This window comes from Pantoea sp. B9002 (assembly GCF_013385945.1).
Taxonomy (GTDB): Bacteria; Pseudomonadota; Gammaproteobacteria; order Enterobacterales; family Enterobacteriaceae; genus Pantoea.
The window spans coordinates 71,587-95,877 of record NZ_JACAPA010000002.1 but is presented as its reverse complement, the minus strand read 5'-3'; the positions used below and the strand labels follow the sequence as shown (position 1 = coordinate 95,877).

General features: G+C 55.4%; 15 protein-coding genes. 5 read left to right on the top strand and 10 right to left on the bottom strand.

Going from position 1 to position 24,291, the window contains the following annotated elements:
* Positions 1–344 precede the first annotated feature (344 nt).
* Positions 345–4,274, top strand: coding sequence for an Ig-like domain-containing protein (locus HX773_RS01135; RefSeq protein ID WP_176970095.1), 3,930 nt, complete (start codon positions 345–347; stop codon positions 4,272–4,274).
* Between the two features lie 94 nt (positions 4,275–4,368).
* On the opposite strand, the gene HX773_RS01130 is transcribed toward HX773_RS01135, so the two are convergent.
* The 5 genes from HX773_RS01130 to gltP form a co-directional block, all read right to left on the bottom strand.
* Positions 4,369–10,440: an autotransporter outer membrane beta-barrel domain-containing protein gene (locus HX773_RS01130; RefSeq protein ID WP_176970094.1), complete on the bottom strand. Its 6,072-nt coding sequence runs from the start codon at positions 10,438–10,440 to the stop codon at positions 4,369–4,371.
* 531 nt (positions 10,441–10,971) lie between these two features.
* Positions 10,972–12,402 (bottom strand): PTS N-acetylmuramic acid transporter subunit IIBC, encoded by a 1,431-nt coding sequence (murP, locus tag HX773_RS01125; protein ID WP_176970093.1) that lies wholly within the window; start codon positions 12,400–12,402, stop codon positions 10,972–10,974.
* The gene (gene murQ, locus HX773_RS01120; protein WP_176970092.1) at positions 12,402–13,313 is read right to left on the bottom strand and encodes an N-acetylmuramic acid 6-phosphate etherase; all 912 of its coding nucleotides are present in this window, start codon (positions 13,311–13,313) and stop codon (positions 12,402–12,404) included. The genes murP and murQ overlap by 1 nt, the downstream gene beginning before the upstream one ends.
* A 140-nt stretch (positions 13,314–13,453) precedes the next feature.
* Positions 13,454–13,858 carry a type II toxin-antitoxin system HicB family antitoxin gene (locus tag HX773_RS01115; protein ID WP_176970091.1) on the bottom strand — a complete coding sequence of 135 codons (405 nt, stop codon included), beginning with the start codon at positions 13,856–13,858 and terminating at the stop codon, positions 13,454–13,456.
* Between the two features lie 213 nt (positions 13,859–14,071).
* Positions 14,072–15,373: a glutamate/aspartate:proton symporter GltP gene (gene gltP, locus HX773_RS01110; protein WP_176970090.1), complete on the bottom strand. Its 1,302-nt coding sequence runs from the start codon at positions 15,371–15,373 to the stop codon at positions 14,072–14,074.
* Positions 15,374–15,954: 581 nt separating this feature from the next.
* Between gltP and acs the strand changes: the two genes are divergently transcribed.
* The 3 genes from acs (at position 15,955) to actP (ending at position 20,033) form a co-directional block, all read left to right on the top strand.
* Positions 15,955–17,910, top strand: a complete 1,956-nt coding sequence (acs, locus tag HX773_RS01105) for an acetate--CoA ligase (protein WP_176970089.1) — start codon at positions 15,955–15,957, stop codon at positions 17,908–17,910.
* A 147-nt stretch (positions 17,911–18,057) separates the two neighbouring features.
* The gene (locus tag HX773_RS01100; RefSeq protein ID WP_008109989.1) at positions 18,058–18,384 is read left to right on the top strand and encodes a DUF485 domain-containing protein; all 327 of its coding nucleotides are present in this window, start codon (positions 18,058–18,060) and stop codon (positions 18,382–18,384) included.
* A complete protein-coding gene (gene actP, locus HX773_RS01095; RefSeq protein ID WP_176970088.1) occupies positions 18,381–20,033 on the top strand; it encodes a cation/acetate symporter ActP in 1,653 nt (550 codons plus the stop codon). The genes HX773_RS01100 and actP overlap by 4 nt, the downstream gene beginning before the upstream one ends.
* A gap of 173 nt (positions 20,034–20,206) precedes the next feature.
* Here the strand turns inward: actP and HX773_RS01090 are convergent, their stop codons facing one another.
* The 5 genes from HX773_RS01090 to HX773_RS01070 form a co-directional block, all read right to left on the bottom strand.
* Positions 20,207–20,752, bottom strand: coding sequence for a YfaZ family outer membrane protein (locus tag HX773_RS01090; RefSeq protein WP_008109987.1), 546 nt, complete (start codon positions 20,750–20,752; stop codon positions 20,207–20,209).
* 140 nt (positions 20,753–20,892) lie between these two features.
* Complete coding sequence (locus tag HX773_RS01085; RefSeq protein ID WP_176970087.1) at positions 20,893–21,435, bottom strand: YfaZ family outer membrane protein; 543 nt, start codon at positions 21,433–21,435, stop codon at positions 20,893–20,895.
* Positions 21,436–21,539: 104 nt separating this feature from the next.
* On the bottom strand, positions 21,540–22,085 hold the full coding sequence (locus HX773_RS01080) for a YfaZ family outer membrane protein (RefSeq protein ID WP_176970086.1): 546 nt from the start codon (positions 22,083–22,085) through the stop codon (positions 21,540–21,542).
* Between the two features lie 85 nt (positions 22,086–22,170).
* On the bottom strand, positions 22,171–22,866 hold the full coding sequence (locus HX773_RS01075) for an LrgB family protein (protein ID WP_176970085.1): 696 nt from the start codon (positions 22,864–22,866) through the stop codon (positions 22,171–22,173).
* Positions 22,859–23,281, bottom strand: coding sequence for a CidA/LrgA family protein (locus HX773_RS01070; RefSeq protein WP_008109984.1), 423 nt, complete (start codon positions 23,279–23,281; stop codon positions 22,859–22,861). Before HX773_RS01070 ends, HX773_RS01075 begins: the two co-directional genes overlap by 8 nt.
* A gap of 104 nt (positions 23,282–23,385) precedes the next feature.
* Between HX773_RS01070 and HX773_RS01065 the strand changes: the two genes are divergently transcribed.
* Entirely contained in the window at positions 23,386–24,288 is a 903-nt protein-coding gene (locus HX773_RS01065; protein ID WP_176970084.1) for a LysR family transcriptional regulator, read from the top strand.
* Positions 24,289–24,291: the final 3 nt, after the last annotated feature.

Genomic DNA, 24,291 nt, shown 5'->3' with positions numbered 1-24,291 from the left:
CTATTTAGAGTAAACAAAAAGCAGGTTTGGATCGCGAGAGTAAATATTATAAGAAGGCTTTGCCGCAGCGCAGCGGAAAAAAAGTTTCTGACGGCCTGGCATAAGAATGTTCTAAATACTCCGAATGCAGGTAACAAATAAACATTTAAATACGTTTATAACAAAAAGTTTAACTCAAAGACCAAACCTAACCCAATGAATTTATTATGCAAAAAAAGAAAATATTGACCTTTACAGCACTTTAAATCCGATTGGGACATTTCTTGTCATTTTCATACTTTTAACTGTGAATACTGCGCCCTGTTTTTCCCCATAGAGCGCAGTAAGACAAAAGGACTTAAAGTATGAGCACATCTAAAAACCAAAATAATTCGCGTACCGCACAATCCGGTACCAACTCGGCATCAATTGCCACCGCAGCAACTTATACGCTGCCACCCATTGTTCCTATTAAATACAATGAAGCCATTATCGACACCATTCGTTCGCCGGTTAATAACAAACTTACCCCGATTGAATCAGGTGCAGAAGTTGATACCGGCACCCTGATCTTTGAGGGCCGCGCGACAGCCAATAAGCAGATCATTATTTTTGATAATGGCGTTGAAATAGCCCGTGTTGTCGTCCATACCTCAGGTACCTGGGTATGGTCTTCAAATCAATTCAACAGTGGTGATCACCACTTTACCGTGCAGGTTGTGGGTGCCGATAATCCGGTTTCAGAAAGCTATGATGTTTCTGTAAGCCCTGTGGCAGAGCAGCCGGTAGCCGTTTTATCTGTGATTGATGACTCGGCAGGCTACGCACAAGCCATCTCTTCAGGTGACAGCACTGCCGATAGCACCCCGCGTTTCTCGGGCACAGCTCAACCCCATGCGCTGATCAAAATATTGGATGGTGGCCGTGAAATCGCCATGGTACAGGCTAACAGCCGCGGTGAGTGGAGCTTCATTACCAAGCTGGATAGCGGCTCGCACAGCCTGGTATTTGTTTCGGGTGAATCCTCTACTGCACCGTTCGTTTTGAATATTCTGCCACCAGAAGCCCTGCCGATCGTCATCACTGCGGTTTACGATAATAGCAATCCTTACCTGCCGAAAATCCTGAAGTCTGGTGATAACACGCAAGACACCACACCACGTTTTGATGGTAAAGCCGGTGCTAACGTGATCGTCCGCTTGTATAACGGCGACAAAGAGATTGGTTCTACTCAGGCCGACCCGTGGGGTAACTGGAGCCTGACGCCTTCTATTAAAGCGGGTAGCTACAATCTGGTGTTCAAAACCAGCGAAGGTTCAGAAAGTAAGCCATTCGCCCTGAACATCACCTCAGCAGATGCACAGCCGATTGAAATCTATAATGCCTACGATGACACCGATCGCTACTACTACAAACCAATTAAGTCCGGCGATACCACGCAGGACACCACGCCACGCTTCAACGGTAAAGCCGGCGCCAACGTATTGATCCGCCTGTTCGACGGCGATAAAGAGCTCGGTTCAACCTACTCTGACCCAAATGGCAACTGGAACATGACGCCAAACCTGCCTGCAGGCAGCTACAACCTGGTGTTCAAAGCCGGTGAAGGTTCGGTCAGCAAACCGTTTGCACTGACCATCGCTTCTGCTGATTCACAGCCAATCGAAATTTATGCTGCGTTAGAAGATTCAAATGGTTACAACCGTAACCTCGCACCAGGTTCAACCATCAAAGACACCACGCCGTACTTCTACGGTAAAGCCGGTGCCAATGTAATTATCCGCCTCTATAACGGCGACAAAGAAATTGGTTCAACCAAGGCTAATGCTTACGGCGACTGGAGCCTGACGCCGACGCTGCAGTCTGGCAGCTACAATCTGGTGTTCAAAGCCGGTGAAGGTTCAGAAACCAAGCCATTCCCGGTAACCATTGTTTCTGCAGCAGCCGAGCCGGTCGTCGTTACTGACGTGCTGGATAACTCTGCGGGCTACAGCGTGTCGATCGGTTCTGGTGCGACTTCAATCGACACTACGCCGCGCTTCATTGGCCGAGCGGGTGCTAATGTAGTGATTCGCCTCTTCAATGGCGAGCAAGAGATTGGCTCAACCACCTCGAATCAGTTCGGCGACTGGACCCTGACGCCTACCTTGCCGTTTGGTAGCTATAATCTGGTGTTCAAAACTGCGGAAGGCACCGCCAGCACACCTTTCGTTATCACCATCGCTGCGCCAGAAGCGCTTGAACCACAAGCGCCAGAGATTGATTTCATCCTCGATAACGTCGGCAAAGGCGGCTACGTTGAGAAGAACGGCACCACCGATGATGACACACCAAAACTGTCAGGTACCGCTGAGCCGGGCAGCCTGGTAGAGATTTACGACAATGGCATCAAGATTGGCGTACGTCAGGTGTCAAAAACCGGCTTCTGGGAATTCACCCCGGTGAATCCAGCTTACCTGTCTAACGGCAAACACAGCCTGGTCGTGAAGAGCAGCAACGGTACCGAAAGTGCCGCCTGGGACATCATCATCAAAGTGCCAGTCAGCGTTGATTTCGTTGGCAGCAACTCCGGCGAAGAGACGGGCGATCACGCCACTGCGGATACCACACCATTCTTCAGCGGCTACGGCCCGAAAGGCGTCCTGATTCGTCTGTACGAAGGGGATAAAGAGATCGGCTCGGTTGTAACCAGCACTCAGGATGGTAGCTGGAAAATCGACATCACCGAGGCATTGTCTACTGGCGCGCACAGCGTGGTCGCGAAATTCGGTAATGACAACGTCAGCGCGCAGTTTGACTTCAGCATCACCGCACCAGAGACACCGGTTGAGCCTGAAGTACCGGTTGAGCCTGAAGTACCCGTCGAGCCAGAAGTACCGGTTGAGCCTGAAAGTCGTTTCAAAATCAACCAAGTGGTCGATGCGTTCTTTATCGACACCGGCATCATCAAGGCTAACGACGCAACAGATGACAACCGTCCGAAAATGACCGGCAGTGCTCCGGCAAATACGCTGGTTCGCATCTTCGACAACGGTCAGGAAATTGGTACTGCGGTAGCTAATGCCAACGGCGAATGGGAATTCAAACCAGAAACCGCTCTCGACCTCGGTGCACATACCATCACCGTGGGTGAAAACGCCGATAATGCCAGCGCTGCCTTTAGCTTCAACGTGGTTGTCGCCAACGTCTTCGCACCTTGGGTACTGGGTGGCATTAGCGAGTTCGATGGTGTTGAGGAGTTCGCTTATAACAGCGACATTTACGACAACACGCCGATTTTGAGCGGTGTCGCGGTAGTAGGCTCAACAGTGTTCATCGAGATTGACGGCAAAGCCGTAGGCAGCGCCGTTGCTGATGCTTACGGTCGCTGGAGCTTCCAGACTACCGAACCGTTAACGGCTGGTGGACATGAAGTCGTGGCCACCGATGCGCTGGGCAATAAAGGCGCAACGCTGAGCTTCTCACTGGTTGATCCTGAAAACTTCAATATCAGCTTCAACGTCTATGCCGACGATGTGGGTGAGTCACTGATTAATCATCAGGAGATCACCAACGATGCGACGCCGCTGCTGCGCGGTATCGCCGGTCAGGATATCGTTCTGGATATTTACGATAACGATATGAAGATTGGTAGCGTACGTACCGGTCTGGATGGTAGCTGGTCTTATAACCTGGAGCTGAGCGATGGCCCGCATAGCATTGTGGTGAAAGGCGAGTACAACTCCAGCATTGCCCGTAAATTCAATGTTGAAGCGGAAACGGAAACCGCGTCAGGCACCATCGATTCAGTCTCTGGTCGCTACTCTGATTACGACAACGTGCAGCCATCAGACGGCGAAGCGATTCAGGACAACCGCGTGGTGATTTATGGCTCTGGCCAGCCAGACGCCGTGGTTGAACTGTTAACGTCTGACGGTCGTTCACTGGGCTTCACTGGTGTTGCGGCTAGCGGTAAGTGGTATATCGAAGTTGATAGCCGCTTTGACGATGGCATGCACAGCGTGATTGCTAAGTTTGACGGCGTGGCAAGCGAAGCCTTTATTTTCCACATCGGTGAGCGTCCAGCGAGCGAGAATCAGGAAGAGACCTTCAACCTGTTCGATATCTCCGCTGTTGAGCTGTTAAGCGATAGCGAAGAGACGCTGCTGGGCAAAGAAGTGGAAGTGGCAGCACAACCGGCTACCGCACTGCAACTGACCCAAGCAGACCTCGCTGTCACCAGTACTTCTGGTGTGGTTGAGAGCGTTGCTGTCGCGAATGCAGCGTTGCAGGATGAGCAGTATCAGGCGATCTAACGCTAAGTAAATCACCCGTAAAAAGGTCGCCATGAATGGCGACCCTACGGGAATTTTTGTAGGGTGCGCATTTATGCGCACCTTTTTTATTGCCTCAGAACTGCCACCTCACGCCAACGTTATAACGCCAGCCTTTGGCGCCATTGCCGTCGATCTCTTTGCGGTAATCGGCTTCCGCGTACAGCGACACATCTTTCTGCACGGTCGCGGTGCCGCCTGCGCCCACTTCCCACATCTGACCAAACTGTCCGCTGCTGAAGTTTGCGCCAAACGCCGGATTATCCACTGATGACACCGAGGTATCTGCGCTGCCGCCCCAACCTTTGTAGTAGTTAGCGCGCAGATAAGGCGTGTACTGGCGATTGCTGTCGTCGGTCCATGTGCGATCGAGGCGTGCGCCGAGACGACCAATGGTTTGGTTGTAGTCGCCGTAACGCACTTTGTTGCCGTCTTCATCGGTGAAGTCGTTCATATTCAGCTTCATGTACATCAGCTGCGCCTGCGGCTCCAGCTTGTAGCCATCACCCAACTCAAACGGATAGCCGCTCTCCAGCGATGCCGTCCAGCCGTTGCCTTTCAGCTTCGCCACCTTTTGCGTGCGGGCAATGTCGGTTTCGCCGCGATGCCAGTCAAATGACAGCACGCCGTCCAGATAGAAACCGCTCTGACGCTGCCAGGTGCCGTAAAACGCCAGGCTGTCGCTGTCGAAGGTGGTGCTGCTGTAACCGTCGGCCGCATGCGGACGAATGCGCGTATTACCGCGCGTATAGGCTACACCGCCGCGCAGGCTATCCTGCTCGCCGTCGAGTCGCAGCAGATTGCCGCCCACCTGCACCGCGCTGTAATCGAGGTCAAAGTCATAACCGAAGTCACGGAAACTCTTATCGCTCTTGTACTTCAAATTCGAACCGATATAGCGCAGGAACATCTCGCCGCCGTTGCCTTCCGGACGCGTCTGCTCGTGGCGCAGTTCGCCGAGACGTTTATGCAGATCATCGATAATCGCCGCCGTGTAGTAGGCCAGGCCAACCGGTGCCGAAACATAGGATGGCACCTGCGGCACCACCGCTGGACGCGCATCGTAGCTTTGCGGCGTACCAAAGGCATCGGTGACAAAGGTCGGCTGACAGCTGGCGCTGTCTTCGCACACGTAGTAGTTCGCCAAACGGTAATCCCAATAGTTATTACCGCTACCGCTGACTAAACGCTGGTTAGGATCGCTGCTGCCCGGCGCAAAGGTGTAGAGCCGATATTGCCACGGCCCGGCGCCGATATAGCCATCTTTAAGCGCGAAGCTGTTGGCGCTGGCATTGCCGCCGACCTGCGCCAGCGAAATACCTTCGTTGCCTTCAATACCGCCGTTGCGATTGAGATCGGTCAGCGCGCCGGTGCTGGCATCGGCCAGCTTCAGGTTGACCAGCGTGGTACCGCTGGCATTGCCGGTGACGTTGAGATGGTCAGTGAACTGATTGCTCAGCGCGCCACCTTCGTTGAGGTTAGTGACCAGATTGAGCTGGCCGCCGCTCGACGCCAGTGAACCCGCAATATCCAGCGTGTTGCCCGGCGAACCCGCACCGTTGGTGAGATCCAGCGTACCGGCGTTATTCACCACCAGCGAATCGGCGCTGCCGCCGGATAGCGTTGGATGCACGTTATCGCCGGCATACAGCGTGGAATCCGCATCGACATTAATGGTGCTGTGCGCCAGCTGCAGGTTGTCGGTCAACGTCCATCTGGTGTTGGCAAAGTTGATGGTGCTCCAGCCGCTGCCAAGATTAACGCCTTTGCTGAGATCGTCGGCGCTGAAGCTGCCGCCGCGCGAGTCGATCTGGTTAAAGGTCAAGGTGTTGCCGGTGCCGCTACCGCTGGTGAGATGGTAGGTGGTGCCGAGATCGACATTGCTCACTTCGGCACGGTTGTTGTTGTCGTTGCCCATGGTCAGGCTGCCGTTGAGCGTGCCGCCCGTCCAGCGGAACAGATCCGATCCGCCGCCCGGATTGATATCGCCCTGCACTGCGCCTTCCGTCAGCAGGATTTCGTCGTCGGCGTTGCTGCCCGCCACCGCCACGGTTTGTGGATTGGCGGTGATGATGTTGCCGAGGTTCTCGAAGATGGTTTTACCGCCGCGCAGATCCACCACCGGCGCAGTCAGGCTGTTGGAGGTGAAGTTGCCGGTATTGACGATGGTGCCCGCTGTGCTGGACACCAGCGCCGATCCGCCCGCCGCATTATCGATATTGACGTTGGCTGCGGTGGTGACATTTCCCGTGGTATTGGCGCGAATACCGGTGCCGCCGGCGCCGGTAATGTTGAATTGATAACCCGAACCCAGCGTCAAATCGCCGCTGGTGGTGGAACCATCGGCATTGGCGATATTCAAGCCGCTGCCGCTGCCGGAGACGTTGGTGGTCACCGTCGAAGCCGGATCAAATGGCACGGCGGTGCGAATCCCGTTGCCGTCGCCGACGTTAATGGTGAGATTGCTCAAGCCAACGTTGCTCAGTTCGGCGCGGTTTTCGATACCGTTGCCGCTGCCCAGCACGTTCACCGTGGCGTCGCTGGCGCTGAGTGCGGTTGCGCCGCTATCCAGCAAGATGCCGTGTGCGTTGCCGCGCGTGGTGATCACCGTGTCGCTGCCGGTAAGCGCCAGCTGCGCGCCATCGCTGATGCGCACGCCCGCGATACCGTTATCGACATTGATAGTGCCGCCTTTCGCCAGCGTGCTGCCGCTGCCGGAGACATCCAGCCCGGTGCCGTTGGCTACGTTGACCACGCCGTTGTTGGTCAGCGTGCTGCCGGCACGCGAACGGATCCCGATGTTGTTGCTGCCGGTGAGATTCACATTGCCGTTGTTGACCAGCTCTGCGCCGTTAGTGACATCAAAACCTATCGCGCCATTACCCGCGCCGCTCACGTTGCCGTTGCTGGTGACGCTGGTGGCCGCTGCGCTGCCATCCAGCGCGTTACTCAGATCGGTACGCAGATTGTTGACCAGCACACCGACTGCGTTGCTGCCGCTGAGATTGATGTTGCTGCCGCTATCCAGCGTGGCATTCGCGCCGCCTTCCGCACGGATTGCCGTGCTGCCCTGACCGCTGGCGGTAAAGTTGGCGTTGCTGCTATTCAGGCTGCTGCCGCTGCCGGAGATAATCGCGCCGGTACTGTTGCTGGCGCTGGAGGTGATGGTGGTCGGAGAGGTGAAGCTCAGCGCCGCGCCGTCATCAATGCGATAGCCGGTTGAGCCGCTGCTGTTGATATTTAACGCGTTGGTGGCGGAGCTGATGCGCGATCCACTGCCCGCCGCGTGATAGGCAATTTGGTCACTGTTATTAAATACCGGCGCTGAACCGGCGGCGATATTCACCAGTGCGCCGTTGAGCGCTTCCGCCCCAATCGCGCCGGTGCCGTTGAGATTCAGCGTGCCGCCGTTCAGGTTGGCTACTGCGCGATTGCCGCTGGCGCTGACGCCTCGGCTGCGGTTGCTGGTGCTGCCGCCGTTAACGTTGATGGTGCCGGTGTTATTGGCGGTGGTGGCAAAGGTGCTGCTGCCGCTGTTTACCGCGATGCCGGTGCCGCCGTCATTGATGTTGATGTTGCCGCTGTTGGTACCGGTCGCGCCGCTTTCGACGCGAATGCCGGTGGAGTTGGCGCCGCTGAAGGTGATATCGCCGGTATTAGTCAGCTGCGCGCGATTGCGTGCCAGATAGCCGGTCAATCCACTCTGCGAAGCATTCAGTGACGCTGCGGAGTTCAGGCTGGTGCTGGTAACCGGCGAGCCGCTGTTTTTGCCAAAGATATCGTGTTTTTGTCCGTCAACGATCGCGCCAATCGCGTTGCTGCCGGTGAGATTCATGCTGGTTGCAGCATCAATCACACCCGTTGCGCCACCTTCAACGGTGATGCCATTGGCACCGCTGCCGCTGACGTTGATCACCGCCGCATCGCTGCTGACTTCGGTGCCAGCGCCGCTGCCGAGCACGGCGGTAGAACCGGCTCCCGATGCGGTGAGCGACAACGCATTACCGTGGAAATCTGCGCCCTGCTCAACGCGGAACAGCGTGGAGTTCTGCGTCGTCACATCAAACGGATTATTGCCCAGCACGTTAATCAGCGCATTGGGGCCGTAAGCGAAGAAGGCTATCTGATTGGTGCCGCTAGAGAAAGTAGGTACTGCAGCCGGATCCACGGTCACCGTGGAATTACCACGCGCGTGCACACCGATCGCACCATTACCGCTGAGATTGATCGGGCCATCGACGGTGGCCTGCGCCGTGCCGGTCGCACCTTGCCCTTCCACCCACACGCCATAGTTGCGCGTGCCGCTGGCCGGATCGGCGCCGCCCGCCACGTTGATGGTGCCGGTTGAGGTGGCGCTGGCGGTGTTGCCGTTGGTTGCCAGCACTTTCACGCCGGTGGCGTTCACGCCATTCAGGTTGATGGTGCCCGCGTTATTGATGTTGCCGGCACTGTTGGTCACCAGCATGCCGACGTTTTCACGCGGAATGGTGGCAGCCGCACCGTTCACATTGATGGTGCCGTTGTTGATCATGGTGGCGTTATTGGCGCCGGTCGCTGACATCCCCGCCGCGTTCTGCGTTTTAGTACCGATGGTGATGCTGCCATCGTTAACCGCGTTGCCATTGGCGACCAGGGCGATACCGCTGGTCAGCCCGCTTTGGTTCATCGCGGTATCAGCCGTCGCCTCACCCAGGCTGTTCTGCGGTCCGCGACCAATGTAAATATTGCCGCTGCCGTTATTGGTGAAGCTGGAAGTGGCATCGGTCAGTAACACGCCAGACGCGGTGCCGCGGGCGCTGGAACCGTTAACGCCGACGTTAATATTGCCGCTGTTATTGGCGGTGGATGACACGCCAAGATTGATGCCCGCCACGCCATACTGCGAATTGCTGCCGGTGGTGGCGAAATTGAGGATACCGTTATTGTTGAAGGTGCTGCCGGTTTGCACGGATACGCCGTTAGCGCCGTAGCCGGTCGAGCCAATGCCGGTGCCATCCTGACGATTGAGGAAACCGCCATTAATCACACCATTGTTGATGCCGCTGCTGCTGTCAGTTAATACCAGCGCCGTACCGTTATTGGTGATGCTACCGCGGCTTGCCAGTTTGCCATCAATCACCGCTTGTGCGCCGTTGGAGGCTTTAATCGCGCCGCCCGTCGCGCCCACCACTTCCAGCGTTTTACCCGCCGCCAGATTGACTCTCGCACCCGCGCCATTGGCATTTATCACAATGCGATTGCCAATAGCTTGCGTCACCTCGTCTGGCGGAGTGGCGCTGACGTTGTAGACGATGTTGGCATTGGTGAAGGTGACGGCTTTGTTGAACTCGGGCAGGTAGCGGGTTTTATCAAGATTACCCGCCTGCAGCTGGCTGATCAGCCAGTTGTTGTAGCTTTGCAGCTGGCTGGCGTTGGTGACCGTGAAGCTGGTGCTTTTGCCATCCAGCGTCTGCACGCTGAAAGCGCCGTTATAGGTGGCGAGGTTTTGTACCTGATAGCTGCTGGTGGCCGATCCCGCGCCGTCTGGCGTGGCGGTAGCACCGAAAAAGCTGATACGGTTATTGCTGTTCCAGTTGACCGTGCCGGTGCCGCTCACATCAAAAAGTTGCGTCTGTTTGGCTGCCATGGTCCAGCTGTTGGTGCTGGCGCTGCTGAGTGCATTGGCCTGGCCGATATTCACGTCCAGTGTACCGCCGGTGACATCGGCAATGCGCGCATCGATGTACTGCGCATCATTGACATTTTGTACATCCGGTACGCTGGTGGTGCTGGTGACGGGCGCTAACGCGACCAGACTGGCAGAGTTATAAACCTGGAAAGTGCTGTTGGTGCCGGTGGCCGCATCGGGCGTGGTAATGGCGAAGTTTTGCGGGCCGGGATCAAGGCGATCCTGATTGAGATACTGCGATCCCGCCGTGATCGCCACTTGCCCGAGCGTGGTGGTGACCGCGCCGTCCGTTCCTGCCGTGAAGGCCTGATTTCCGGTCAGGGTTTCATTGCCGCTACTGACGGTAATCTTACCGGTTTGGTTGTCATTATTTTCTGGTGTGTAAGTCCCCAAAGTTACAGCCTGACTTTGCATTGCTGGATAGATCAGCAATTGCGCCGCCAACATCCCTAATGCGATAGGATTTAATTTAAACCTCATACTTCCTCCAGTGGGCGTGCAGCGTCCGCGCTGTTTTTGCAACAGCGTTAAATTCATCGCGAGGGGATAAAACGGCAGGTTAATACCAATCCCGTGTAGCAATCTAATTTGAGAACAACTGTGTGAAGAAATACGGTGCAGCGAAAAAAGGGATGGAATCGTTGTTATAGATTAATTGGCTTTAGGTATAGACAGTTTTGCTTGCTAATGCAAAAGGCAATTTCGGGTAACTTATTGTGATAATGGATAAATAATTGCGAGGCGGATTGGATATTCGAAATAATTTGAGACCAATTAAAATTTTAGGTCTAGCTTTCTATCTCCTTAATAAATCCTTTATTTTTTGCTGACGCTTTACTTACAAACGGTACTTAAGTGGTGAATCGGGCTGTGCCAGGATAAGCGATACGAGAGACTTTAAAACTGTGATCGGAGTCTCGTTTTAAACAGGTCGCCATGAATGGCGACCCTACGGGGAGTTGGTTTGTAGGGACGCCATTTATGGTGACCTGGTCGATATCCGCACTGCACTCAACTCAAATCTACATTGCGGGTGCCGCCCCACCAGGTAAAGGCGAACCCGCCAATCCACGCCACGATCAGCCCGGCGAGATACACCGCCATGCCGGCAAAAATGCCCTGCGATGAGGTCATCAGCGGCAGCGTGACTAAACCTGAAGGGCCAAACACGGTGTTCATTCCCACCGGCAATCCCAGCCACGCCACCAGCCCGATAAAGAAGCCGCCCAGCGCGCCGCCAAAACAGGCGGTGATAAAGGGTTTCAGGCGCGGCAGCGTGACGCCATAAATCAGCGGTTCGCCGACACCGAGCAAGCCCGGCACAATCGCGCCTTTGATCTGTTTACGCAGCAGCGAGTCTTTATCCGCTTTGCACCATAACGCCAGCGACGCGCCGACCTGCCCGGCGCCGGCCATCGCCAGAATCGGGAACAGCGAGTTAAAGCCCTGGGTTTCCATCAGCGCGAAATAGACCGGAATAAAGCCCTGATGGATGCCAAACATCACTGCGATCAAAAACAGTCCGGCCAAAATAGCGCAACCAAACGGATTGTTATTCAGATGAATGAACAACCATGACATACCTTTAAATAATTCGCCGCCGATTGGCATAATCACCAGGAAAGTCACTGCGCCGGTAATTAATAACGTCAGCAACGATGTCAGGATCATATCGAGATTATCGGGAATCATTTTCCGCAGCTGTTTCTCAACCCAGGCACCAAATATCGCCGCCAGCAGCACGCCAATAATATTGCCGCGCGGATCGATCACCATGCCGAAGAAATCCTGCATCCCGCTGTAATAACCAACCTTCGCGTCAGGAACATAACCGAGCACAAACAGCGAGGCGATAATTGCCCCGTTGACGCCAGTACCGCCAAAGGCTTTCTGCGCGTTGTAGCCGATCAAAATACTCAGGAAGGTGAACAGCCCTTTACCAAACACCTTCATGTACGCCACGGTATCCAGCAGCCAGCGTGCATGATCGCCAGGTTGATTGAGGTGGAAGATCTGCTCAATTAGCGTGGCGAAACCCAACAGTAAACCGGCACCGATAAAACCGGGGATCAGCGGCGTAAAGATCGTGGCAAAGCAGGAGAGAAAACGGTGCAGCGCGCTGGTCTGCTTCGCCTTCATCTGCTGCTTTTGCGCGCTGGCGATGGCCTGCAGATCGCCCGGCTCCTGTTGATTAAGCAGCGCCTGCATCTTCTCCGCTGCGGTTTGCGCTTTGCCGGGACCGAGCACGATTTGCAGCTGCGCATCGCTGTCGATCACGCCCAGCACGCCCGGCAGTGTTTTGAGTGTGGCGCTATCCACTCGCGTGGCATCGGCAAGCGTCAGACGCAGGCGCGTCATGCAGTTGCCGCACTGCACCACATTGCTGGCACCGCCCACCGCTTGCAGAATATCGCGCACCAGACCTTCAGTAATGGCCGCCATTATTGCGCTCCTGCGTCACGCAAAGCATTGCGAATGAAGCCCTGATTCTGACTCAGCAGCGATTTCGCTTCATCGGCCGTTAATCCCGCCAGCACCATTACAATCGCGGTTTTACAATGCCCATTACACGCCGCCAGCGCCTGCTGCGCGGTGGCATCGTCACAATCGGTAGCTTGTTTGACGATGTTCACCTGGCGCTGCACCAGCTTCTGGTTGGTGGCTTCCACATCGACCATCAGATTGCCATACACCTTGCCGCTGCGAATCATCGCGCCGGTAGTGAGCATATTCAGCACCAGCTTCTGCGCCGTGCCGGCTTTCATGCGCGAAGAACCGGTGACCACTTCCGGGCCGACCACCGGCGTCAACGCCACATCAGCGGCCTGCGACATTGGGCTATTGGGATTACAGGTTAACGCTGCGGTAAATGCGCCTTGCTGACGCGCATACGCCAGCGCGCCCAGCACATAGGGCGTGCGGCCGCTGGCGGCAATCCCGACCAACACATCATTCGCATTGAACTGGATATCCCGCAGATCCTGCGCGCCCTGCTCCACATTGTCTTCGGCGTTTTCCACCGCCTGCAAAATCGCGGTGTGGCCGCCGGCAATCAGCCCCACAACCTGGCTGCGCGGCGTGCCAAAGGTCGGCGGACATTCGCTGGCATCCAGAATCCCCAGACGACCCGACGTGCCCGCGCCGCAATAGATCAGGCGACCGCCTTTACTGAAGGCAGCAGTGATGGCATCCACCACCTGTGCAATCTGCGGCACGATGGCTTCCACCGCCAGCGCCACTTTTTTGTCTTCATCATTAATCACCCGCAGCATCGCTTCGGTGGTCAGCTCATCAATGTTCTGGCTGGCGGGATTACGCCCTTCGGTGATCATCTGGCTCAGATCGATCTGCATGAGACACTCCTGTGAGAGAATAATTTATTCGTAAAACTATATATCACACAGAATTGTTAATTCCTCTGCTGCGCGGGATTTTTTTGCTTTTTGCCGCAGCAGGCGTAAAAAAACCCGCCGAAGCGGGTCGTTTTCGTGGCTCAGGCGTTTGCTAATTCTTTGCGCGCTAATGCGGCCAAAAAACCGCTTCTGGAACCATATTCACGATGGTGATCGACATAGCTATCGATTTTAGTCAACAGATTCTGCGGCAAGGTGATGTTGAGCTTTACCGCTTTGCCTTCATAGCGACTGAGATCGATATCGACAAAGGCCCAATAACCACCCTGACAATTTTCATCATCAATATGCGTTTCAATGTTCGTTGCCACCGGCACCTCGTAACCCGCATCAGTCGACGACTCCACATGCGCATCAATCGCAGCAGAAGCATCGGTTAATGCATCATCCACTGTCTCGCCAGCAAAAAAACATCCAACAACGTCCGGTACAAAGCCAGAATAGGTGTTGCTTTCTGTCTTATGAAGATAAACGGGGAATCTCATGTTGAGCCCTCACTTGAAAATGATTTTAAAAAAGATTTTTAGAAAGCACAGGTGGTTATAGTGGGTATGGATTTAAGCAAGGGTTTGTGACACAGGGTTATAAGACTTGTCTGCAGCAGGCATAAAAAAACCCGCCGAAGCGGGTTTCAGTCATAGCGGTCGCCATGAATGGCGAGGTTTTCGTAGGGTGCGCATTCATGCGCACCTGGAAGATTAGCTGGCGCTTTGCGTACGCAGCTGCTGCTCGTAGGCGGCGGCTTGTTTGGTGTCGAACTGGTCTTCCCAGCGCGCAATCACCAGCACCGCCAGCGCGTTTCCGATCACGTTCAGCGCGGTACGCGCCATGTCCATGATGCGATCCACACCGGCGATAAATGCCAGACCTTCCAGCGGAATGCCCACGCTGCCCAGCGTTGCCAGCAGCACCACGAAGGAGACGCCCGGCACGCCAGCGATGCCTTTCGAGGTCACCATCAGCGTCAGCACCAAAATGATCTCGTCGGTCAGCGACAGGTCAATGCCATACAGCTGGGCGATAAAGATCGCCGCGATGCTCTGGTACAGCGTTGAACCGTCGAGGTTGAACGAGTAACCGGTCGGCACCACGAAGCTGGTGATGGCTTTCGGCGCGCCGTAGGCTTCCATCTTCTGCATAATGCGCGGCAGCACGGTTTCTGAGCTGGAGGTGGAATAGGCAAGAATCAGCTCGTCTTTCAGAATGCGCATCAGCGTCGTAATACGCAGCTTACAGAAGCGCGCCACCGTGCCGAGCACCACGAAAGCAAAGAACAGAATCGCCACGTACACCAGCAGCACCAGCTTGGCGAGCGGATAGAGCGAGGCAAAACCGAAGTTAGCAATGGTGACTGCAATCAGCGCAAACACGCCGACTGGCGCGTAACGCATGATCATGTGCGTCACTTTAAACATGGTTTCGGAAATCGAACGGAATACCGTGACCAGCGGATCGCGATGTTCCTTCGGCAGCGCCGACAAGCCCATACCAAACAGCACCGAGAAGAAGATAATCGGCAGCATGTCGCCCTTCACCAGCGAGGCGAAGATGTTCTGCGGGATCAGCGACAGAATGGTGGTGACCAGACCGTGCGGTGCGCCCTGAACGGCTTCCGTTGTGGCTTCGTATTTAGAGATGTCCACCGTTGCCAGCGTTGACATATCAATGCCGCTGCCGGGTTGGAATACGTTGGCCAGCGTGATGCCGACCACAATGGCAAGGGTGGTGATCACTTCAAAATAGATAATGGTTTTGACACCAATACGTCCGAGCTTTTTCGCATCACCCACGCCAGCAATGCCGACAATCAGTGAGGAGATAACAATCGGTACCACAATCATCTTGATCAGATGAATAAAGATGTCACCCGCTGGCGTCAGAATGTTAGTGATTAACCATTCACGATCGTCGGGCTGATTATGCAGCACGGTTCCCACAATCACGCCCAGAATCAGCGCGACTAAAATCTGCCATGCAAGGGTGAACTTAAAACCTTTCATAACGCGTTATTTCCTCAGTTAAAAACCCCTTTGCTCTGCTGCGAAGGTGCAGGAGAAATGTCACACAGGGAAGTGAGCAAAAGCCCGATAAAATAGAGGGTTATTTATGACTACGTCGGTTACAGCTGTGCAGGCATTTTGCGCCTGCGGGGTGATGCAGTCTGAGTTGATACCTGCTGAACAGGGCCGAGATAAGTACCATTTTCACTACGGTAAATGCAACCCCCGGCGCGATAGCGCAAATCTTATTCAGGTTAGTAGCATAAAATGCTGACAAAGGTTAACAGCCATAACTCGCTGTTATGAAAAGTGTTAATTCGATAAGTTTCAGCATAGCTATGCAATATTGCGCAAAAAGCGGCCCGGCTCGTTTGCTGATTATTTGCACAGCAGAGGCAGAGATTTCTTAGGCTTAAAGCAGAAGATCACGCTGCTGGCGCGGCGTTTTTACCCGCCGATCGCCGAGGATTTGCGGGTGATCAAAGGCCGTGATCCAGACTACAAAACAGAAACAAAGCCCTGTCGTGGTCTTCAATTAACCATTGATTGACATATGATTAACATCTTCAAGGAGGTCAGCCATGAGCCAAATACATAAGCATCCCGTACCCGCTGCCATTGCAGCGAATGCTCTCATTAATGCCGATCAGTATGCGGCGCTGTATCAACAATCGGTTGACGATCCCGACACCTTTTGGGGTGAGCAAGGCAAAATCCTCGACTGGATTAAGCCTTACAGCAAAGTGAAAAATACCTCCTTTGCCCCCGGCAATATTTCGATTCGCTGGTATGAAGATGGCGCGCTGAACCTCGCCGCTAACTGCCTCGATCGCCATCTGGCCACGCGTGGCGATCATCCCGCCATCATCTGGGAAGGTGACGACGCCAGCGAAAGCAAAACCATTACTTTCCGCGAACTGCATGCGGACGTCTGCCGCTTTGCCAATGTGCTCGACAGCCTGGGCGTGAAGAAAGGCGACGTGGTGGCGATCTACATGCCGATGGTGCCCGAAGCCGCCGTTGCGATGCTGGCCTGTGCGCGCATTGGCGCGGTGCATTCGGTGATCTTCGGTGGCTTCTCACCGGAAGCGGTCGCCGGGCGCGTGGTCGATTCCAACGCCAAACTGATCATCACCGCCGATGAAGGCGTGCGCGCCGGACGCAGCATTCCGCTGAAGAAAAACGTCGATGATGCCCTGAACAATCCAAACGTCACCACGGTGAAAAATGTGGTGGTGTTTAAGCGCACCGGTAAAGATACCGGCTGGCGCGAAGGCCGCGATCTGTGGTGGCACGATCTGGTGGCGAAGGCCAGCGATCAGCATGAACCGGTTGCCGTCGATGCCGAACATCCGCTGTTTATCCTTTATACCTCCGGTTCCACCGGCAAGCCGAAAGGCGTGCTGCACACCACCGGCGGTTATCTGGTGTATGCCGCCAGCACCTTTAAGTATGTGTTTGATTATCATCCTGATGACGTCTACTGGTGTACCGCAGATGTCGGCTGGATCACCGGCCACAGCTACCTGATTTACGGCCCGCTGGCGTGCGGCGCGACCACGCTGATGTTTGAAGGCGTGCCGAACTGGCCAAAACCGAGCCGCATGGCGGAAGTGGTGGATAAACATAAGGTGACGCTGCTGTATACCGCGCCAACCGCGATTCGCGCGCTGATGGCTGAAGGCGATAAAGCGATTGAAGGCACCGATCGCAGCAGCCTGCGCATCATGGGTTCGGTGGGTGAACCGATCAACCCGGAAGCCTGGGAGTGGTATTACAAAAAGATTGGCGACAGTCGTTGCCCGATCGTCGATACCTGGTGGCAAACCGAAACCGGCGGCTTCATGATCACGCCGCTGCCGGGTGCGACCGAACTGAAAGCCGGTTCCGCCACCAAACCGTTTTTCGGCGTGCAGCCGGCGCTGGTGGATAACGAAGGCAATCCGCTCGAGGGTGCCACCGAAGGAAACCTGGTGATTGTCGATTCCTGGCCGGGCCAGGCGCGTACGCTGTATGGCGATCACGATCGTTTCGAACAGACCTACTTCTCCACCTTCAAAAATCGCTACTTCAGCGGTGACGGCGCGCGCCGTGATGAAGATGGTTATTACTGGATCACCGGCCGCGTCGATGACGTGCTGAATGTCTCCGGCCATCGTCTCGGCACCGCCGAGATTGAATCGGCGCTGGTGTCGCATCCGAAGATTGCCGAAGCCGCGGTGGTGGGCATTCCGCACAGCATCAAAGGCCAGGCGATCTACGCTTATATCACGCTCAATCACGGCGAAGAGCCGTCGCCAGAGCTGTATACCGAAGTGCGTAACTGGGTGCGTAAAGAGATTGGCCCGATTGCCACGCCGGATGTGCTGCACTGGACCGACTCGCTGCCAAAAACCCGCTCCGGCAAGATTATGCGCCGCATTCTGCGCAAAATTGCCGCGGGCGATACCAGCAATCTCGGCGATACCTCTACGCTGGCCGATCCGGGCGTGGTAGAGAAATTGCTGGAGGAGAAACAGTCCATTTCGATGCCGTAAGCGGCTTCTGTTGTAAGGGCGGCCATTTGGCCGCCCTTATATGCCACGTAGTTCTGAGTTCGCACAACTTATAAAACTAGAATATTCAGCCAGTTAAATCATTTAATCGTGAGTATGCTGGCCGCCTTGCCTCTGGAGAAAAATGTGATGAACGAAACCCCTGAACAGGAAGCAGTCTGGCAACAAGTCGAGAATAATCCGCGCTTCCATGAGCTGGTGCACAAGCGCCAGGCGTTTGCGCTGCTGCTCAGCGTGATCATGCTGGTGCTCTATATCGGCTTTATTCTGTTGATCGCTTTTGCGCCCGCCTGGCTCGGTACGCCGCTGCACGCGGGCACTAACGTCACGCGCGGCATTCCGATTGGTGTCGGTTTAATCGTGATGTCGTTCGTGCTGACCGGCGTCTACGTGTGGCGCGCCAACGGCGAGTTTGATCGTCTGACCAAACAGATCCTGAGCGAGGTGAAATCATGAAGCGCCTGCTTTCGATGTTTTTAGCCATCGTGCCCGCCAGCGTGTTTGCCGCCGATGCCATTACCGGTGCAGTACAACGGCAAGCCACCAACTATGAAGCCATTATCATGTTCGTGGTGTTTGTCGCGGCGACGCTCGGCATCACCTATTGGGCCTCGAAACGCACCCGCTCGCGCAGCGATTACTACACCGCAGGCGGCAACATCACCGGTTTCCAGAATGGCCTCGCCATCGCCGGTGACTTTATGTCTGCCGCCTCCTTCCTCGGTATTTCTGCTCTGGTTTACACCTCCGGTTACGACGGGTTGATCTACTCGCTCGGCTTCCTCGTCGGCTGGCCGATGATTCTGTTTTTAATTGCCGAACGTCTGCGCAACCTTGGACGCTACACCTTCGCCGATGTCGCCTCCTATCGCCTCGCGCAAAAACCGATTCGTACGCTGTCAGCCTGCGGCTCGCTGGTGGTGGTGGCGCTTTATCTGATCGCGCAGATGGTGGGTGCCGGTAAACTGATCCAACTGCTGTTCGGCCTCGATTACCATATCGCGGTGGTGATGGTCGGCATTTTGATGGTGCTGTACGTGCTGTTTGGCGGCATGCTGGCGACCACCTGGGTGCAGATCATCAAAGCGGTGCTGCTGCTGTTTGGTGCCAGCTTTATGGCGATTATGGTGATGAAAGCCACCGGCTTCAGCTTCAACACGCTGTTTACCGAAGCGATGGCGGTGCACCCGAAAGGCGCGGCAATTATGCAGCCGGGCGGGCTGGTGAAAGATCCGATCTCGGCGCTGTCACTGGGACTTGGTTTGATGTTCGGTACCGCCGGTTTGCCGCATATTCTGATGCGCTTCTTCACCGTGGCCGATGCGCGTGAAGCGCGTAAAAGCGTGTTCTGGGCCACCGGCTTTATGGGCTACTTCTACTTCCTGACCTTTATCATCGGCTTCGGCGCGATTTTACTGGTGGGATCAAATCCGGCCTTTAAAGACGCCAGCGGCGCGCTGCTCGGCGGCACCAACATGGCGGCGGTGCATCTGGCGAACGCGGTCGGCGGCAGCCTGTTCCTCGGCTTTATCTCAGCCGTGGCCTTCGCCACCATTCTGGCGGTGGTGGCAGGTTTGACGCTGGCGGGGGCGTCGGCGGTTTCACACGATCTCTATGCCAGCGTGATCCGCGAAGGTAAAGCGACGGAACGCGATGAGTTGCGCATCTCGAAGATCACCGTGCTGGTGTTAGGTGTGGTGGCGATTGCGCTGGGGATTTTGTTTGAAAAACAGAATATTGCCTTTATGGTCGGCCTGGCGTTCTCGATTGCGGCCAGCTGTAACTTCCCGATTATTCTGCTGTCGATGTACTGGTCGAAACTCACCACGCGCGGCGCGATGATTGGCGGCTGGCTGGGACTGATTACCGCCGTTCTGCTGATGATCCTTGGCCCGACGATTTGGGTGCAGGTGTTGGGGCATGAGAAACCGATTTATCCGTATGAGTATCCGGCGCTGTTCTCGATGCTGGCGGCGTTTATTGGTATCTGGCTGTTCTCGATTACCGATCATTCAGCACGCGGTGCGCAGGAACGTGCCCGCTTCCGTGGGCAGTTTATTCGCTCACAGACGGGGATTGGGATTTCGCAGGGGAAATCGCATTAAGTCCGTGCTGGCTTTCCCTCACCCTAACCCTCTCCCATAAATGGGAGAGGGAACCGATCGGCGCGTTTTTCTCCTTCTCCCGCTTGCGGGAGAAGGCCGGGATGAGGGACAGACCGCACCCAAACAAAAATGGCGACCCATTGGGCCGCCATTTTTCATTCTAATTTAAACAATTAGAAACGCAGTGACGCGCCAACATACGGGCCGTCGACCAGTACGTTATCTTTGCGGCTGCCTTTGTTGTTCAGTTCGATGTACTGATAACCCACACGCAGGTTCAGCAGCGAAATCGGCGTGAAGCTCAGGCCGCCTGAGGCTTCCTGATAGCTATCCAGACGATCGGAGAAAGCTTCTGGCGCGTAGTAATATTCACCGTACAGGCCCCACATGCTGTTGAAGCTGTACTGCGCTGCGCCACCGACTGCCACGGTGAAGCCGTCACGACCATCCTCCGGATGGGTGAACAGCGCTTTCGCGGTAGGTGCAATGCGGAAATCGCCCACGTCGATGTTATAGCCGAGGCCCGCACCGTAGGTGCTGCCATCGTGATCGCTGCGCAGCCAGTTGCCTTTCAGGAACAGGCCCGGTGAAGTGGTGCCGAGGCCAAGGTTCAGGTTGGTGCTATGCTCACCCACGTCAACACTGCCCTCAATTGCCTGTGCGCCGCTGCTCAGCAGTGCCAGACCCAATACGCTTCCAGTAACAAGTTGCTTTAACATGTGATTCCACTCCATGAAGGACAATTAATTCGGCGGCAAGGGTACCAGCCTGGCGACGAGAGACAACATTATTTGGAAAGCTTTACGTAAAAATGGATTACGGCGGAGAAAAAAGTGGCCCCGCAAGGCCACTTGTCAGACTAGAAACGCCAGGCCGCGCCCATGAAAAGGCCATCAATTGAACGGTGGGTTTTATAACCGTGCAAGCCGCTGCCGAGATAGCGATAACCGGAACTCAGCGTGAGCCATTTGGCCGGTTGGTAGTAAACACCCGCTTCGAACTGATGCAGATGATCCAGCTTATAGGTGCTGAAGTTAGGCGCCATGCTGTAATCAACATAAAGCCAGGTATGCCCCGCTTCTGGCAGTGGCGCCATCACGCGGATACCGGCATTAACGCCATAGCTGGAGGATTTATCGTGGTTCAATTCAGCCCAGAACAAGCCCACGCGCGGCACAATGCGCATTGCGCCCAAAGCCACGCCGTAACCCAGATTGGCGTCCAGCAATTCTGACTGATGTTTGGCATTCACGTATTCCACGCCATATTGCAGGCCTGGCGCGGTTTTTTGGCTGTTGATCGCAGCAGCAAAGAAATCACTGCCACCCTTCACGCCGATTTCCTGAGCGTTTACCCCAGCGGAGGCCAACAGGAGCCCCATTGCAAAATACTGACTTGTCATTTTTCGCTTCCTTATAGTTTAAGCGGGCAAACAATAAGCAAAGCGATGGGGTTGCAGTATGAGCAATGACTCAAAAAAACGGCCGGTTACAGCCGTTCAAATGATTAAAAACTGACGGCAGCACCAGCAAACAAGCCATTGATTAAGCGATGGTCGTTGTGCCCGTATTTTCCATAAGTTGACAGATAACTGTAACCGGAACGCAGGATCAGCCAATTGACGGGTTGATACTGAATCCCCGCCTCAAACTGATACAGGTGGTGCACATGACGCGTGGCGAAATCCGGGGCCATGCTGTAATCGAGGTACAGCCAGGTTTGTTCGACGATCGGTAGCGGTGCCATGAAACGGACGCCAGCATTCACACCGCGAGCATTGGATTTATCGTTATCGACATCGGCCCAGAACAAACCCACACGCGGTGCGATTTGCAAGGCACCCAGCGCAAAACCGTAGCCAAAATGACCTTCAACAAACTGTGACTTCTGCTCACCGCTGAGGTATTGCACGCCATATTGCATGCCCGGTGCGGTTTTTTCGGTGGTGATGGCGGCAGAAATAAAATCACTACCGCCTTTAATGCCAACTTCTGCAGCATTGATTCCAGTGGAGGCCAGTATCAGACCTAATGCTAAATAATGCTTTTTCATCGTCGCTTCCTTTCATTGTTTGCGTGCCCAAACAATAAGCAAAGTGACTGCTAACCAAAATAAGCCGTGGCTTGTAATTGGACCTTTACGCCGCCCACAATAAATGGCTTAACAGCGGCGCGAGAATAACGGTGACTACGCCAGACAGCATCATCACCAGGCTGGAGACCACGCCCTCCTGCTGGCCGAGTTGATAAGCACGCGCGGTGCCTGCGCCGTGTGATGCGGCACCAAAACCCGCCCCTTTGGCCACGCCCTGTTTGATGGCAATACGCAGAAACAGCACATCGCCCACCGCCATACCGAATACGCCGGTGATCACCACAAACAGCGCCACCAGATCCGGCTGGCCACCAATAGGCTGTGCGGCCGCCAGCGCAAACGGCGTGGTAATTGAGCGTACCGCCAGGCTGCGCTGGATGGTTTCCGGCAGCGTCAGCAAGCGCGCCAGCCACACCGAACTGCACACTGCCACCAGCGTGGCCGTCAGCACGCCCACGCTCAGCGACAGCCAGTGACGCTTGATGATTTCGAGGTTCTCATACACCGGCACGGCAAACGCCAGCGTCGCCGGGCCGAGCAACCAAATCAGCCAGTGGCTTTCGGCGATGTAATTTTTCCAACTGACGTGAGTGAGCAGCAGTAGCGCCACCAGCACCAGCGGCGTCAATACCAGCGGCATCAACAGCAGCGTGCGCCAGCGACGATAGAGAATTTTGTTGAGATAATAAACCAGCAGCGTAAACGCCAGACACAGCAGGCTAATCAGCAGATCATTCATGATGCGCCTGCTTGCGTGCGGCGCGCGCCAGTTCGAAGCGATACAAACGATCGACCACCAGTGAAGTCGAAGCCAGCACCAGCAAGGTACTGACGCCGATCACCACGCAGATGCGCCAGCCTTCGCTGCGCAGCAAATCGCTGTAGTTCACCACCGCCACCACCGCTGGAATAAAGAACAGCAGCATTTCCGCCAGCAGCCAGTTGGCGCCGGCTTTCACCCAGCGCAGCGGCACGATGCGCGTCATGATCAACACCAGCAGCAGCACCATGCCCACCACGTTGGCGGGCAGCGGCAGATGCAGCCAGCTCACCAGCCTGTCGCTGAAAATAAACAAACCGACATACAGCACCAGCTGCAGCGGAACAAACGTACGTTGCAGGAGATCCGTTCTGCGCGGACTTAATGCCATCATTGCCTTGCACCCTGAGGAAGAATTGAGGTGCCCAGTATAAATCCGCCGCAAACTGTGAAAGAAATGAATTAAAATCATTAAAACTATGCCAAAAAGGAATGTTTATGGATGTGCGCGCCCTGCGCTACTTCACTGAAGTGGTGCGCCAGCAAAGCTTCACCCGCGCCGCTGAGAAGCTGTTCGTGACGCAGCCGACTATCAGCAAAATGCTGCGCCAGCTGGAAGAGGAGCTCGGCTGCACCTTGTTACTGCGTGAAGGCCGTAAACTGCATCTTACCGATAGCGGTCAGGCGGTTTACCAGCGCGGATTGGTGATTCTGCAAGAGTTCCACCAGCTCGAGGCGCAGTTAGGCGACATCAACCAGCTGAAAACCGGCGAGCTGCGGCTGGGTATTCCGCCGATGGTCGGCATGCAGATGGCCGGGTCGATCTCTGCCTTTCGCCGCCGTTATCCCGGTGTACAGCTGAAAATATCCGAGTTCGGCGGACTGACGGCGCAGCAAGCGGTGCTGAGTGGCGCGCTGGATATCGCCCTCACCGCGCTGCCGATTGAGTCAGAACAGCCGCTCAATACGCTGGAGCTGATGCACCATCCGCTGTGCGTGCTGCTGCCGCGCAGCGAAAAATGGCGCGATCACCGTAAAGTCGGTTTGGCGGAATTAGTCGAACATCCGCTGCTGATCCTCAATGAAGAGTTCGCGCTGAATCGCCAGATTCGCAAAGCGTTTCAACGCCACAACCTGACGCCAACGATTGCGTTGCGCAGCGCGCAGTGGGATTTTCTCGCCGCGATGGTGCAGGCGGGCATGGGATTGGCGATTCTGCCGGAGCCCATTTGTCAGCGGCTGGATAAGCAATCACTGCTGTGGCTGCCGCTGGAATCGGAGCTGCAGTGGAGCTTAGGGTTGATTTGGCGCGAAGGCAGTTATCTGTCGCGCAGCGCCGAGGCGTGGATTGAGTGCTGCCGTGAACACTGGCCGGATAGTGCGCCACGGCTGTCGGTGTGAAAA

Coding starts and splice junctions, on each gene's coding strand:
- HX773_RS01135 (WP_176970095.1), top strand. CDS start 345: ATGAGCACATCTAAAAACCAAAATAATTCGCGTACCGCACAATCCGGT.
- HX773_RS01130 (WP_176970094.1), bottom strand. CDS start 10,440: ATGAGGTTTAAATTAAATCCTATCGCATTAGGGATGTTGGCGGCGCAA.
- murP (WP_176970093.1), bottom strand. CDS start 12,402: ATGGCGGCCATTACTGAAGGTCTGGTGCGCGATATTCTGCAAGCGGTG.
- murQ (WP_176970092.1), bottom strand. CDS start 13,313: ATGCAGATCGATCTGAGCCAGATGATCACCGAAGGGCGTAATCCCGCC.
- HX773_RS01115 (WP_176970091.1), bottom strand. CDS start 13,858: ATGAGATTCCCCGTTTATCTTCATAAGACAGAAAGCAACACCTATTCT.
- gltP (WP_176970090.1), bottom strand. CDS start 15,373: ATGAAAGGTTTTAAGTTCACCCTTGCATGGCAGATTTTAGTCGCGCTG.
- acs (WP_176970089.1), top strand. CDS start 15,955: ATGAGCCAAATACATAAGCATCCCGTACCCGCTGCCATTGCAGCGAAT.
- HX773_RS01100 (WP_008109989.1), top strand. CDS start 18,058: ATGAACGAAACCCCTGAACAGGAAGCAGTCTGGCAACAAGTCGAGAAT.
- actP (WP_176970088.1), top strand. CDS start 18,381: ATGAAGCGCCTGCTTTCGATGTTTTTAGCCATCGTGCCCGCCAGCGTG.
- HX773_RS01090 (WP_008109987.1), bottom strand. CDS start 20,752: ATGTTAAAGCAACTTGTTACTGGAAGCGTATTGGGTCTGGCACTGCTG.
- HX773_RS01085 (WP_176970087.1), bottom strand. CDS start 21,435: ATGACAAGTCAGTATTTTGCAATGGGGCTCCTGTTGGCCTCCGCTGGG.
- HX773_RS01080 (WP_176970086.1), bottom strand. CDS start 22,085: ATGAAAAAGCATTATTTAGCATTAGGTCTGATACTGGCCTCCACTGGA.
- HX773_RS01075 (WP_176970085.1), bottom strand. CDS start 22,866: ATGAATGATCTGCTGATTAGCCTGCTGTGTCTGGCGTTTACGCTGCTG.
- HX773_RS01070 (WP_008109984.1), bottom strand. CDS start 23,281: ATGATGGCATTAAGTCCGCGCAGAACGGATCTCCTGCAACGTACGTTT.
- HX773_RS01065 (WP_176970084.1), top strand. CDS start 23,386: ATGGATGTGCGCGCCCTGCGCTACTTCACTGAAGTGGTGCGCCAGCAA.